This window comes from Pseudomonas sp. CK-NBRI-02, assembly GCF_008124495.1.
Lineage (GTDB): Bacteria > Pseudomonadota > Gammaproteobacteria > Pseudomonadales > Pseudomonadaceae > Aquipseudomonas > Aquipseudomonas guariconensis.
The window spans coordinates 1-13,817 of sequence record NZ_VSJH01000018.1 but is presented as its reverse complement, the minus strand read 5'-3'; the positions used below and the strand labels follow the sequence as shown (position 1 = coordinate 13,817).

Annotated in this window: 10 protein-coding genes and 3 tRNA genes; 8 read left to right on the top strand and 5 right to left on the bottom strand. The window is 61.6% G+C overall.

Going from position 1 to position 13,817, the window contains the following annotated elements; translation table 11 throughout:
• Positions 1-197: 197 nt before the first annotated feature.
• From DQ397_RS14565 to DQ397_RS14550, 4 genes are all read right to left on the bottom strand, one after another.
• The gene (locus DQ397_RS14565; RefSeq protein WP_043213478.1) at positions 198-497 is read right to left on the bottom strand and encodes a DUF6388 family protein; all 300 of its coding nucleotides are present in this window, start codon (positions 495-497) and stop codon (positions 198-200) included.
• 190 nt (positions 498-687) lie between these two features.
• A tRNA-Leu gene (locus DQ397_RS14560) sits at positions 688-772 on the bottom strand.
• Positions 773-828: 56 nt separating this feature from the next.
• Positions 829-904 (bottom strand) — tRNA-His (locus tag DQ397_RS14555).
• A gap of 51 nt (positions 905-955) precedes the next feature.
• Positions 956-1,032 (bottom strand) — tRNA-Arg (locus DQ397_RS14550).
• A gap of 288 nt (positions 1,033-1,320) precedes the next feature.
• Here DQ397_RS14550 and folD point away from each other — a divergent pair.
• From folD to DQ397_RS14520, 6 genes are all read left to right on the top strand, one after another.
• Complete coding sequence (gene folD / locus DQ397_RS14545) at positions 1,321-2,175, top strand: bifunctional methylenetetrahydrofolate dehydrogenase/methenyltetrahydrofolate cyclohydrolase FolD (RefSeq protein WP_043213476.1); 855 nt, start codon at positions 1,321-1,323, stop codon at positions 2,173-2,175.
• A gap of 136 nt (positions 2,176-2,311) precedes the next feature.
• Positions 2,312-7,102, top strand: coding sequence for an NEL-type E3 ubiquitin ligase domain-containing protein (locus tag DQ397_RS14540; protein ID WP_043213474.1), 4,791 nt, complete (start codon positions 2,312-2,314; stop codon positions 7,100-7,102).
• A gap of 238 nt (positions 7,103-7,340) precedes the next feature.
• Positions 7,341-8,654, top strand: a complete 1,314-nt coding sequence (locus DQ397_RS14535; protein ID WP_043213472.1) for a C4-dicarboxylate transporter DctA — start codon at positions 7,341-7,343, stop codon at positions 8,652-8,654.
• A 62-nt stretch (positions 8,655-8,716) separates the two neighbouring features.
• Entirely contained in the window at positions 8,717-9,421 is a 705-nt protein-coding gene (locus DQ397_RS14530) for a FadR/GntR family transcriptional regulator (RefSeq protein ID WP_043213470.1), read from the top strand.
• Between the two features lie 14 nt (positions 9,422-9,435).
• Complete coding sequence (locus tag DQ397_RS14525; protein ID WP_043213468.1) at positions 9,436-10,125, top strand: GntR family transcriptional regulator; 690 nt, start codon at positions 9,436-9,438, stop codon at positions 10,123-10,125.
• Positions 10,126-10,334: 209 nt separating this feature from the next.
• The gene (locus DQ397_RS14520; RefSeq protein ID WP_043213465.1) at positions 10,335-11,399 is read left to right on the top strand and encodes a hypothetical protein; all 1,065 of its coding nucleotides are present in this window, start codon (positions 10,335-10,337) and stop codon (positions 11,397-11,399) included.
• A 13-nt stretch (positions 11,400-11,412) separates the two neighbouring features.
• Here DQ397_RS14520 and DQ397_RS14515 read toward each other — a convergent pair whose 3' ends face one another.
• Positions 11,413-11,841, bottom strand: a complete 429-nt coding sequence (locus DQ397_RS14515; RefSeq protein ID WP_043213463.1) for a PACE efflux transporter — start codon at positions 11,839-11,841, stop codon at positions 11,413-11,415.
• A gap of 101 nt (positions 11,842-11,942) precedes the next feature.
• On the opposite strand from DQ397_RS14515, the gene DQ397_RS14510 reads away from it, so the two are divergent.
• Together DQ397_RS14510 and DQ397_RS14505 are read left to right on the top strand one after the other, a co-directional pair.
• Positions 11,943-12,821 carry a LysR family transcriptional regulator gene (locus DQ397_RS14510; RefSeq protein WP_043213461.1) on the top strand — a complete coding sequence of 293 codons (879 nt, stop codon included), beginning with the start codon at positions 11,943-11,945 and terminating at the stop codon, positions 12,819-12,821.
• 148 nt (positions 12,822-12,969) lie between these two features.
• Positions 12,970-13,817 (top strand): cache domain-containing protein (locus DQ397_RS14505; protein WP_178113793.1); only part of this gene is annotated, 848 nt, incomplete at its 3' end.

Sequence of the window (13,817 nt, the reverse complement as noted above, 5' to 3'; positions counted from 1 at the left end):
AAGGGCAAGCATTCTAGTGACTCGCGCATCAGAAGTCACCCCACCCCAGATGACGGAGAACCACACCGGTCAATTTCATTGAAGGCCCCGCACGGCGCGCCGCCGAAGCCCCCGCGTATCGCTTGCACGCAACGGCGGTTGCACGTCGCTTGCGCTGTAAAAACTTGTCAAACAATGCAGCTATATAAAGGCAGAGCTCAGTCGGAGTCGATCTCGTTGAACTGGCAATACTCTTCCCAGCTCATCCCTAGCGCCTCGGCCACCTCACGGTGCACCTCCAAGCGCATGACTTGCAGCTCCTCGGGGCTTTGAGCGATCAATTGCAATGCCAGCTCCCAAGGCTCGACACCCTGCTCTTGCGCAGCATCCTCGAACGCCCACTGGATCTGCTGGGCCTGTTCATGCGCACCAAGCTCGCGGATCTCCTCGAGCAATTGCGGATTGGCCTCAGCGAAACGCTGCAGTGCCAATGCCTGGCGAGCTTCTTTTGCAATCATGCGACAGCTCCTATATCGGGCCCGCTTGCCCTATTTCAACCGACTGAAATCTAACAATTTTTGCCCGAGCAGCACCAGTACCACACGCCGGGCACTGATGCTTGAAGAAACTGCAGACAATAAAAAAGCCGCTCCAGGCGGCTTCTTTATGGGTTTCGCGCGACTCAACGAAAGGCGGCAAAACCAAGGATGGTGCGGACGAAGAGACTCGAACTCTTACAGCTTGCGCCGCTGGAACCTAAATCCAGTGTGTCTACCAATTTCACCACGTCCGCGTGGAGCACTTAAAGCAAAGGCGCCAGATTATACAATCAAGGCGCCTTCGAGAATATGGGGTGGACGATGGGAATCGAACCCACGACAACTGGAATCACAATCCAGCGCTCTACCAACTGAGCTACGCCCACCATATTGCGGTATTGCTTCAAAACATCACTTGCTGTGCCAAAGCTGCCTAATGGCGCACCCGGCAGGACTCGAACCTGCGACCATCCGCTTAGAAGGCGGATGCTCTATCCAGCTGAGCTACGGGCGCATATTCAATCTGCTTTCTGTTACGATTGCAAATCAACTTTCAGCCGTACCGAACGAGCTAGCAAATCCGCTCATTCTGCCTGACCTTGCTAACCAGTGCTAGGCTCTGCCCGACAAGTGCGACGAATGTTATAGACGAGCCGGAAGGTCGTCAACACTTTTTTCAAAAAAATTTAGTTTATTTAAGGGGTTAGGGGATTTGGCCGACCACCCGCCTTTGCCCTCGGGCCGTGTCGTGCGAGAATGCGCCCTCTTTTATGTTCCCTTCTCGATGGTTAATCACGCGTCTATGACTGCACACCTAATCGATGGCAAGGCGATCGCCGCCAACCTGCGCCAGCAGATCGCTCAACGTGTCGTGGAGCGTCGCCAGCAGGGCCTGCGTACCCCAGGCCTGGCGGTGATCCTGGTCGGTACCGACCCTGCTTCCCAAGTCTATGTTTCGCACAAGCGCAAGGACTGCGAAGAGGTCGGCTTCATTTCCCAGGCTTTCGACCTGCCCAGCGAGACTTCGCAGCAAGCCCTGACCGACCTGATCGACCGCCTCAACGACGATCCGGCCGTCGACGGCATTCTCCTGCAATTGCCACTTCCGGAGCATCTGGATGCCTCGCTGCTGCTCGAACGCATCCGCCCAGATAAAGACGTCGACGGTTTCCACCCCTACAACATCGGCCGCCTGGCCCAGCGCATTCCGCTTCTGCGCCCCTGCACGCCAAAAGGCATCATGACCCTGCTGCAAAGCACCGGTCAGGACCTGTACGGCATGAACGCTGTAATCGTCGGCGCCTCCAATATCGTCGGTCGCCCGATGGCTATGGAGTTGCTGCTGGCCGGCTGCACCGTCACCGTCTGCCACCGCTTCACCCAAGACCTGCCTGGCCACGTAGGCCGTGCTGACCTGGTGGTAGTCGCCGCCGGCAAACCGGGGCTGGTCAAGGGCGAATGGATCAAGGAAGGTGCGATCGTCATCGACGTCGGCATCAACCGCCAGGAAGATGGCAAGCTGGTGGGCGACGTGGTCTTCGAGACCGCCCTGCCCCGCGCCGGCTGGATCACGCCTGTACCGGGCGGCGTAGGCCCGATGACTCGTGCCTGCCTGCTGGAAAACACGCTTTACGCGGCAGAAGAACTGCACAAGTAGTTCGCCCTCTGCACCAACGGCACCTCTCGAGGTGCCGTTTTTCTTTCCGGGCACGACCGGTCCGCGGTACTTATCTAACCCTTGCGCTTCCTCGCATCGCCCTAGGCTCGCCGCTTCTGATATCAGAGGTACCGCCATGAGCCTATCGCACTTCAGCTTCATAGACGCCCGCCTGCCAGGCTGGCTGAAATCAGCTACCCCAGCCCAACGCCAACGACTTGAACAACACATACGCCAGAGCCATCAGGCCACCCGCGCGCTGGATCGGGCACTGAAACAGGTGCAGCCCATCGACGACTTCTGCCGTCCGTTGCTCGACGATGCCATGTCCCACTGGTACCCCGACCGAGAGCTGCCCGCGCCTGACCAAGGGTGGCTCTGGAACAACGCCGAAAAGCGCGACATGTCGTGGCTCGAAGCGGCCCTGCAGAACTTCGACAGCGACACATCAGTGACGCTGTATCTTTCCAAGAACGCCCCCGGCCCGATGGTCGTGGACAGCACAATGTTCGTGAAAGGCGCCCGGAACCTGGACCTGGGACAACGCTACCGCAATCATCTGGCCGAACATGTCGATACCCCAGTGTTTCGCAGCCTGGTACTTCAGCAGGATCGCACAGCCTTCGAAGCCGATACGACAATGGCCGAGCTGCAAAAGCATCTCGATAGCCGAGGCCGGATGCTGGCAGATGCCGCGCTGGCCGGCGAATCGTTCCTGCTTCACAGCGATGGCAAACCCTGGCCACTGGAGTGCGGGTACCTGGAGCTGTGCGGGACGCCTTTGTATGGCCCCTTACTGATCCGCCAGCAGCCCATCGCGGGTGTAGAACCGTGTCTGTTGTATTTGCCTGGTCACCCACGCCAGCCACTGCGTCAATATGGCTCGCTGCGAGCAGCAGGCAAGGCGCTGACTCGACTGCTGCGCAAAGACAACGAGCGGCGCTTCTTCATGCGTTATGTCGCCCATGCCGAGCAACCTGGATTGGCGACCCAACTACGCCAGACCTTGTTTCCGCGATATCCCTACAAAGATCTGCAAACGGTCACGCCGGTACTTGAAGAGGGTCACTCCTTCAACTGGCTCAAGCGCCTGTTCCCCGCTCCGCGCGACCTATGGCAGCCGACATTAGACAAGAACGCCCGCTTGCCGCTTGCGTTCAAGCAATGGCCTGACGAATGTTTCAGCGCCCGCGCACGGACCCGGGTCGAGCTCATGCTACGCAACGCCGCCGACATCGCCGTGCCGGTCGCCCAGCGAGACGCCGCAGCCCAACTGGCCCGCATCGAAGGTTGGCTAGGGGTCGGTTTGTCGGTACTGAACATGGCCGGTTTTTTTGTTCCCGGGCTCGCCGAGGTCATGCTAGTGATTGGCGGCGCGCAACTGGTCGATGAGTTTCTCGAAGGCGTACATGCGGCAAACGAGTCAGATGCCGATGCGGCCATCGGTCATCTGTTCTCGGTCGTGGAGAACCTTCTTCAGGTAGCGGCGCTTGGCGCTGCCGGGCAGTTCATCGAGCCCCAAGGCACCCTGCACGCTTGGTCCCGCATCGGCCATGGCGATCAGCAACGTCTTTGGCATGGCAATCTGGAGCCGTTTGCACGCACTTCCCCTCCACAATTGCCGCCCAACCTTGACCCCTACCTCTTCCAAGGCCGTCATTGGATCACGCTGGACGGCCGGCACTACCCGGTCGAGGCCACTCCAGAGGGCGGTTGGCGACTGTGCGCAGCCAAGGGACATCGCCATCAACCTTCACTGCTGGGCAATGGCGAAGGGACCTGGCTGCTGGACCACGAGCGACCTTTGGCTTGGGACGACGACACCCTGTTGCGCCGACTCGGCCCGGCCATCGACAGCCTGGACACCTCGACACTCCGAAAGGCCCTACGCTGCAGTGGCTATGAAACGGCCGACTTACGCCAGACCTTGGTCGAGCACCGCCCGCTGCCTGCGTTGCTGCTGGAGAGTCTGGAAGCCTTCGGCGCCGCTATCGAGCCGAGACCAGCTGTCTTTAGCCAGGAGGATGCGCTCCTCGCCCAGGACTTTCCTTCACTGAGCCCAACACTGCGTCGGGAAATTCTGGCCCAGGCCCGGCCCCGTGACTTGAGCCAGATGCAGCGCACTGGCCGGATACCACTCAATGTGTCCGAAACCGCTCGCCTTTACCTGCGGGCGTCACGCATCAACCGCGCGCTGGTGGCCTTTCATCAGGCCAGCGACAGCCTCGAAGATCGCGATGCATTGGTGTTCGGTGCGCTGCAACGGCTTTGCGGATGGTCTGGCCAAGTACATCTCGAGCTGCGCGAAGGTCGTCTGGGTGGTTCACTGCTGGAGTCGGCAGGTGCAGCACAAGCTCCACTCAAGATCCTTGTACGCCGCGCCGATGGCTATGAGCCGTTCGACAAGGACGGCCAGAGCCTGGCCAACCGAGACAACCTGTTCCGAGCGATCCTTCAGGCCCTCCCCGACAGCGAACGCGACAATCTGGGCCTGCAGATCCATGAGTCGGAGACTTTGCGCGACCGACTTTTCGATCTGGCGACCGCAGACCGGGAGCAGGCCGCCCGTGACCTTGGCATGCAGCCTGTCCGCCCCTGGTACCGCCTGCCCACACGACTGCCGGGCAGCCCTCGCCTTGGCTATGCTTTGAGTGGTCGTGGCCGGGGCTGGTTGACCGCTGATGAGCAGTTCGATCAATTGTTCCCTTCCAACCTGGACAATGATCGGGAAACACTACGCGCCCGGCTGCGTGAACAGACCGGTCACGACCCCATCGCCTTCAACCGTCTGATGCAGAATCTGCGTGACCAATACCGACAACTGGATAGCACCTTGCAAGGCTGGGTTCATGACACCGACGGCATCGCCGCCGATGAAGCCCAGGAACGCAGGACTGCGCGCCAAGCCACGGCCGAACGCATCCGCCGGGCGTGGCGACGAGAAAACAACGACGCCAATGGGAGCCTCGACGAGGTCATCCTGAGCATCGATGCAGAGTACCTGGGCGCCTTGCCACCCCTGCCGGTACAACTGCCACAGGTTCGCCAGCTGAACGTAACCGGCTTGTGGCGGGGCGGTACCGACAGCCTGGGCGCATTCCTTGCCGCCTTTCCCCAGGTTCGCGAACTGGAGCTCAGCGAAAACGGTTTGTACACGCTGCCAGAGCAATTGGGCGGGCTGACGGACGTCCAGTTGCTGGATCTTTCGGAGAACAACCTCGACCTGTCCATTGACGCCAATCTGTCCATCCTGGGCCGACTGACCAAGCTTCGCGCCCTGAACTTGAGCAGCGCTATTGGAGACCTACCGGTAGCCGCGCTGGAGCAGCTTGCGCAACTGCCCAACCTGATGGGGCTGCAGGCCGAAATGAACGAGCTGTTCCTCGGCGCCGAGCACTTCCAGGCACTGCAACGCTGGCCCGCACTGGTCGAACTGAGCCTTGGCCACAACGACATCACCCTGGATAACGCAAGCCGTGCAGCCTTGGCGCAGTTGAGCCGGTTGCGCATCTTGTTCCTGCAGGAAAATCCCTTGGATCTTGCGCCAGACATCACCGGCTGGACGCATCTGGAACGGTTGGACCTGGAGCAGACCGGCATTGCTGAATGGCCAGCCGGCATCGAAGCGTTGCTCGGGCAGCGACCGTTGACCCTGCGCGCCGTGGACCTGAGCAACAATCAGTTGCACGACGCACCTGATCTTCGCGATAGCGCATTCGCTGTTGCGGTCAGGGCAGGTGAAGCCGAGATGTACCATGCCTTCCAGAACAATCCCTTCAGTGAGCAGGCCCTGCAACGACTCAACGATGCCGGTCTGCCAACCGCTGCGCGGGTCGATCATTTGGATTGGCTTGCCGCAGTGCCGCAAGCCGTCGGCGATCATGTCGCGGCCACATTGCAGGAGCCTGAGTGGCGACCGCTGTATGAGCTCTTTCGACGTGTCGAAGACACCCGGGACTATCAAGCCAGCCCGAACGCCATGCGTCGACGCATGCACGTCATCGTCGAGCGGCTATCTGCACGCGAAGGCGACAATCTCTGGGGCCAGGCCCAAGTCCATGAACGCATCATCGACCTGATCAACGAAGCCGCTCACGGCTGCGTCGACCAGGCCAGTCTGCTGTTCCAGCAAGTCGAGACGCAGGTCCTGGTATGGCAGCAGTCGCTCAACGCCGCCCCAGGGGATGCCAGCGACAAGGTGGCCATTTCCATTTGCCGCTCACTGCTGCGCCAACAGCTGCTGGACGAGCGCATCAGTGATCTCTATGACGCACGGGTTGCCAGGCGCAAGGCGCTCATTGCGGGACGCTCCGCCGACGAGACGCCCCTGCACGCTGCAGACGATATCAGTGACACACAATTGCGCGAACCCACCTTTCTACTCGACGAACTGGAAATGGCACTGCATGCCAGGATGCGATTGCGCGAGCGCCTGGAACTCCCTCCACAACCCGGCGAGATCAGTTTCGACTACCTTGCACAGCTGAGCCCGGCCACGCTGGACCAACTCGCTCAGATGATCACGACCCAAGCGGATATTCCTCGACTGGTCCAATGGGCCGACGAGCAACCGTTCTGGCGAGACTGGATCAAGCGCTTGCGCCAACAGGCATTCGAACATCTGGCCAACGAATGGGATGGTGCCAGCGCCTATTTCGACACGCTCAGCGAACCAGGCGAAGTCAGCACCTACACAGGTCCCCAGGTACCTCCGAGCTTCATCGATGCACTGGAGCGTGAACGCCCGGACATTGCCTGGCGGCAAAACGGCGCGGTGCAACGTATCGACTTGGTTTCCAGCCGCTATCGCGACGAAGGCGCCCTTTATAACCGCGCAGCCCAACTGCTGCTGCAAACGCGCAGGGATGCCGACACGGCATTGATTCGCCAACTTACCGAGACCCTGGCCAAGACGTATTTGGCCTGACGACACCGGTGGAGTGCCGGCGCACTCCACCCCAGCCCTTCAAACCCCGAGTTAGAGCTATGGGCGCCGAAAAGCGCCAACTGGTCAGACCGGTAAGGCCAAAAAACCTTGCAAAAGGGCTTTTTTCGCGGTTTTATGATCCCGCACTGACCATACCGGTAAGACCACAATAATTAAGTCCTGCGCTCTTTCGCCGTCGCCGGCACCGAAGCAAGGACACCGATCAGAGATCCCTCCCATGCTCAAATGGTGCTCGCGTTCGATCTTCCTCCAAGTCGTGCTAGGCCTCGCCCTTGGCATCGCTTGTGGCCTCAGCTTCCCCGAAGTGTCCCTGCAGCTAAAACCCTTGGGTGACGGCTTCATCAAACTGATCAAGATGCTCATCGGTCTGATCGTCTTCTGCGTGGTGGTCAGCGGCATCTCCGGCGCGGGCGATCTCAAGAAGGTCGGGCGCATTGGCTTGAAGTCAGTGATCTACTTCGAAGTGCTCACCACCATCGCCTTGGTGATCGGGTTGGTGTTCGCCTTCACCAGCGGTATCGGCAGCGGCGCCAACATCCATCTTGAACAGTTGTCCAGCGCCGACGCCGCCAGCCTGGCCGAACGCAGCCAGCACATCCACGGCGCCACGGCCTTCTTCATGGATTTGATCCCGACCTCGGTGATCGGCGCCTTCGCGGACAACAACATCCTTCAAGTCTTGCTGTTCTCGGTACTGTTCGGCAGCGCACTGAATCTGGTGGGCGAATCCGCCTCCGGCATATCGCGGCTGATCAACGAACTCAGCCATGTGGTGTTCCGCATCATGGGCATGATCGTGCGCCTGGCACCGCTGGGCGTGTTCGGCGCCATCGCCTTCACCACCAGCAAGTACGGTCTGGAGTCGCTGCAGCACTTGGGCGGCTTGGTCGCGCTGTTCTACCTCACCTGTGCGGGCTTCGTGCTGATCATCCTCGGCACCGTAATGCGCCTGTCGGGCCTGAAGCTGCTGCCGTTCATCAAATACCTGCGTGAAGAGCTGACCATCGTGCTGGGCACCGCCTCCTCCGACGCCGTGCTGCCGCAGATCATGCGCAAGCTCGAACACTTGGGTATCGGCAGCTCCACTGTGGGTCTGGTGATCCCTACCGGGTATTCCTTCAACCTCGATGGTTTTTCCATCTACCTGACCCTGGCAATCGTGTTCATCGCCAACGCCACGGGCACGCCGCTGGCCATGACCGACCTGCTGACCATTCTGCTGGTATCGCTGGTGACGTCAAAAGGCGCACACGGCATCCCAGGCTCAGCCTTGGTGATCCTCGCAGCCACCCTCACCGCGGTACCGGCCATTCCTGTGGTGGGCTTGGTGCTGGTGCTGGCGGTGGACTGGTTCATGGGCATTGGCCGGGCATTGACCAACCTGATCGGCAACTGCGTCGCTACCGTGGCCATCGCCCGCTGGGAGCGAGACATCGACCTGGAGCGTGCCAACAACGTGCTGGCCGGTAAGCCGGGCTTCGCCCCGACCCCGCGCAAGCAACCCCCTCATGCACACCAGCAGGAATTTTGAAAACCGCAGCGGCCGGCACTGAGCCGGCCGCCAGGAGACATGATGCAACTAGGGAGCGAACCGTGATCAGCTCATCAACCGTCGTCAACTCAGTGGTGGAGAAACTCCGCCAGGCCCTGGCCAGCGGTCAGTGGCGCACTGGCGAAATGTTACCCGGCCAGCGCGAGCTGGCCGAACAGCTGGGCATCAGCCGTCCCAGCCTGCGCGAAGCCGTGACTGTGCTGGAAACCCTAGGCCTGGTGCGCTCGATGCCAGGCAAAGGCGTGCTGGTACTCGATGCCGAGGCCGCCGGGCGAGAGCCGGCCAGCGATACCGTGGCAGCCGCAAGCCTGGCCGATGTGCTGGAGCTGCGCTACACCCTCGAGCCGTTCATCGTCGGTCTGGTCGCCCAGTCAGCCAACAGCCAGGACATCGGCCAACTGCGCCTGACCCTGATGGATATGCGCGAGGCATTGGAAGCCGGCGACAGCGAAGCCGGTGTCAACGCCTACATCGCCTTCCACGAGGCATTGTTCGGCCTGACTACCAACCCGATCTTCCAGAGCGTGGTGCAGCAGACCGGCAATGCGCTCAAGCAGAGCACAGAAATGCTGCGCAACTCTCCGGAGCACCTGGCCGCACGACTGACTGAAAATGAAGCGGTGGTACGCGCCATCCGTGACAAGAACAGCGCCCAGGCCAGTGCCCAGATGCGCCGGCATATCCTCGAAGAAGGCCAGCGCATGGGCATCGAGCTGAACATTCCCGACGAACACCCGGGTCAATGACCCAAGGAGCGACCATGACTGCCTGCGCCCACGCCGCCCCTCGCCTGCCAGCCCTGCTCGCCAACGGAGAAACCCGTCTTTCGGCCGAGCAGATCTATCCACGTCTGTTCGATGCCATCCTCGAGCAGCGCCTGCCGCCCGGCAGCGCCCTCCCCGAGCAGGCACTGGGCAATGCCTTCGGCGTTAGCCGCACGGTGATCCGCCGGGTGCTCGGGCGCCTGTCCGACCAGCAGGTAGTGGTGCAGCGCCCCAGCCATACCGCCCACCTGGCCACCCCCGATCCCCAGCAGGCGCGCCAGGTCCTCAGCGCCCGGCGTCTGGCCGAAACCACGCTGATCAGCCTGGCCACCCAACGCGCCCGGCCCACGCAGATCCGCCAATTACGTCAACTGGTCGAGCGCGAGCGCCTGCACCATGAACGCGGCGAGCGCTGCACGGCGATCCGCCTGGGCGGCGAATTCCACCTCAAGCTTGCGCAAATGGCCGCCAACGCACCGCTGGCGCGCTTTCTCAACGGCCTGGTGCCCATGACCTCGCTGATCATCGCCCGCTATGAGTCGCCCTGCTGCAAGCACTGCGCCTGGCAGGAGCACGCCGCGATCATCGATGCCGTGGAAAACGGCGATATCGATGCCGCCCTGGCCCTGATGAATGAACACCTGGACCATCTGGAAGCCAAGCTTGACCTGGGCGCCCCAACCTGACACCAGCCCTTCTTCTCCCGGCCGCTCGTACAGCGCGAGTGGCGATCGCTGTGGGAGCGGGCTTACCCGCGGATGCGGTAGAGGCCGCTTCGCGGGGTAGACCCGCTCCCCTCCTTATAGGGCTGCACGATGGACTGCACAGCGGCCCCTGGTTGCCCCTGCCTATACTTCTGTGACAACCCTGCCTTTTCCCCAGGAAGGCCAGCCGCGTGAACACGCGTACCCTGCTCCTGCTGTCGTGCCTACTGCTGACCTTCGCCGGGTGCGCGGTCAAGCGCCCCCCTGCCCCGCCACCGCCTGTGACCATGACGCCGGCCCTGTGGCAACGGATCGACCAGGAACTGATCGAAGCTTCGGTGGCGGCCACCGGCTCGGCCAATGACTATGCAAGGCGTTCGATGCGGGTCTGGAAAGACCAAGTGCAACGACGCACCGAAAGCGATTTCATCCCTTGGTTCACCGGCTACTGGACGCAGCAATGGCTGACGCTCAAAGTCGCCTGGTACAAGATGAACAGCGGCAAGGGTGCCGAGCCGCCCGAACGGCGCCTGGCGATGTACCTGCAGGAGCAATACCACAAGCGGGTGATAGAACCGGTCGCCGAACAGATCAACCCCGAGGGGATCCGCGACCGCGCCAGCGAGTTGTACCTGCAGCTGTTCGGCCAGCAACTGCCGACCATCATCCAGCGCTACAACGCGCCGCCCGACCAGGTCAGCCAGCGGCTCAACCGCATCAAGATCATCGCCCTGGGACCACCGGCTGCCCGCGATGCCACCCTCTATCAATTGCTCAGGGCCCAATCCTTGGCTCAGCAACCTGCCTGGCAGGCGCTGCGCCAGCACTTGCACCAACAAGCGGCCAAAGCGCCTGGGCAAACCGAGGCCGGGTTGTCTTCGGTGGCCAACCGGGCCAGCGAGAAACTCGGCGCCACCCTGGCGCCACGAGGTATCGCCAGTGCCGTCGCCGCGGCCGTGGGCAAGGCAGCCGGGACCTTGATTTCCCTGGCGGCGGCCGGCTACGGCATGGTCACCCACGACCAGGAACACCCGCAGATGGTCGAACAACTGCGGGTGATATTGAATGTGGCGCTGAACGAGGAATGGCAGGATCTGATGGAGAATCGCCAGAGTGGTGCGATGTCGGGCGTGTACTACCTGTCCGGCCAAGTCGAGGACAGCCTGCTGGCCAGCGCCCCGAAGCCGCAAGAACAACAACTGCAGCAAGCGCCGGTGCAAGAGCAGGAGCCCCTGCTGATTCGATTGCCGCCCTGACGCAATCGCTCGCTCAAGCAGTCGCCATCGCCGAGGTCGGTAACCCGAATACCCGATCGAAGGCCCAGTTGTAGGCAAAGGTGTAGCACGGGATGAGGATGATGAAGGCCAGGTCCACCAAGAAGGCCTCGAGCAAAGTCATGTCCAGCCACCAAGCGATGAGCGGGATCAGGTACACGATCAGCGTCAACTGGAAACCGACGGCATGGGCGATGCGCCTTGCCACACTGCGGCCGCGTTTGGCCTGGCGGCTTTCCCACCACTCGAACAGGGTATTGAAAATCAGGTTCCAGATCATCGCGATGGTGGTGATCATCACCGCCAACGGCCCGGTGTGGCTGGCCTGGGTACCGGAAAGGTAGGCCAGCCCCAGGGTCGACATGCACAGGCCGATCAGTTCATAGAAGGTCACATAGACCAGTTTTCGTTTGAATCCTTGCACGGTTTTCTACCCCTGGTGAATCACGAAGTGGCCAAAGGATGAATCAATCGACTTGACAGTAAAAGTCGGCAGCTTTCAGATTTACTGACAGGAGGCTGCCTATGAATTTTTCCAGCGACAACATCCAGCTGTTTCTCGCCGTGCTCGATCGCGGCTCCTTCTCGGCCGCCGCCCGAGCTTTGCAGCGCGTCCCATCGGCGGTGAGCATGGCCATCGGCAATCTTGAGGCGGAGCTGGGCTACCCCTTGTTCGAGCGGGGTGCCCGCGAAGCACGTCCCACCGCGCAGGCCCGTGCCCTGGAGCCCCATGCGCGGTTGATCGCCGAGCAGTTGGGGTTGTTGCAAGCCCATGCGCTGGAATTGTCCCAAGGGCTGGAGAGCCGCCTGGCCATCGCCGTGGTGCCGAACATCGACCAGCGCCGATTGCTCACCGCCATCGCCACCTTGAGCGAGCGCTATCCCCTGCTGGACATCGAACTGCTTGCCGCTCCCCAAGAAGAAGCGTTGCACCTGCTCGATAGCGGCCGGGTCAGCCTGTGCATGGCCTTCGCCGGATTGCAGGTCGACCCTCGCCGCAGCTTCCAGCACGTTGCGGTGGAGCCTTTGGTCGCCTCCTTGGCCCCGCACCATCCGGCGTTGCGCAGTGGGCGCATCCACAATCTGGAGGACCTGTTCGATGTGCGCCAGATACTGGTGTGCAGCCGCGATCTGCCGTTGTCCGACCCGCGCTCGCTGATCAGTGCAACCCATTGGCGCTGTAACAGCCTCGACCTGGCCATGCAGATCGTCGAAGCCGGCCTTGGCTGGGGGGACTTTCCATTGGCCCGCGCCGCCCCGCTGTTCGCAGCCGGCCGGTTGGTGCGCCTGGATTTTCGCAACACCCAGAACGCCCTGGAACTGCCAGTGCGGGTGTTCTGGCTCAAGCAACAGCCCCTAGGCCAGGCGGCGCGCATTCTGGTGGAGCTTTTGGCGACCCGCTGAGTGCGGCCATGTTCTGCGCGATTCGTCGGCTCTACGACGTATGGTTCATCAATTTTTGTAGGAACCGGCCGATACCGAGGTGACAGGTACCGCCCATCGCGCCAAAAGCGTGCGGCGTCCTCCCTTCATTGGTCCAAGGTCTCGAAACATGAACCTGAAATTCCGCCACAAGATCCTGCTCAGCGCCTGCGCCGTGGTCGTCCTGGCATTTGCCCTGTTCACCCTCTACAACGACTACCTGCAACGCAACATCATCCGCCAGAACATCGAGTCGTCTGTTCGCCAGGCCGGCGCGCAGACTGCCAGCAGCGTGCAGAACTGGATGTCCGGACGCATCCTGGTACTTGAGAACCTGGCCCAGGACATCGCCCAGCAGGGCGCCGGCGAAACACTGCCCGGCCTGGTCGACCAGCCTTCCTACACCAATAACTTCCAGTTCACCTACTTCGGTCAGAACAATGGCGTGTTCACCCAGCGTCCGGACGCCAAGATGCCCGACGGCTACGACCCGCGCCAACGGCCTTGGTATAGCGCCGCGGTGGCCGCCAACCAGACCATGCTGACCCCGCCCTACCAGGCGTCCGTCGGTGGTCTGGTGGTCACCATCGCGATGCCGGTCAAGGCCAAGAGCACCGGCGAGCTGCTGGGTGTGGTCGGCGGTGACCTGAGCCTCAACACCCTGGTGGACATCATCAACGCCGTGGACTTCGGCGGCATCGGCCACGCCTTCCTCGCCGATCGCAACGGCCAGGTCATCGTCAGCCCCGACAAGGACCAGTTGATGAAGAACCTCAAGGACATCTACCCCGAGGCCGCCTTGAAGGTCGAGCCAGGCATGCAGGACGTCACCCTCAACGGCCAGGATCGGATCATCTCCTTCGCTCCGGTCGAAGGCCTGCCTTCGGCGCAGTGGTACATCGGTCTGTCCATCGACAAAGACAAAGCCTACGCCGCACTGAGCCAGTTCCGTACTTCGGCGATCATCGCCATGCTCAT

Coding starts and splice junctions, on each gene's coding strand:
- DQ397_RS14510 (WP_043213461.1), top strand. CDS start 11,943: ATGAATTTTTCCAGCGACAACATCCAGCTGTTTCTCGCCGTGCTCGAT.
- DQ397_RS14540 (WP_043213474.1), top strand. CDS start 2,312: ATGAGCCTATCGCACTTCAGCTTCATAGACGCCCGCCTGCCAGGCTGG.
- DQ397_RS14525 (WP_043213468.1), top strand. CDS start 9,436: ATGACTGCCTGCGCCCACGCCGCCCCTCGCCTGCCAGCCCTGCTCGCC.
- folD (WP_043213476.1), top strand. CDS start 1,321: ATGACTGCACACCTAATCGATGGCAAGGCGATCGCCGCCAACCTGCGC.
- DQ397_RS14535 (WP_043213472.1), top strand. CDS start 7,341: ATGCTCAAATGGTGCTCGCGTTCGATCTTCCTCCAAGTCGTGCTAGGC.
- DQ397_RS14565 (WP_043213478.1), bottom strand. CDS start 497: ATGATTGCAAAAGAAGCTCGCCAGGCATTGGCACTGCAGCGTTTCGCT.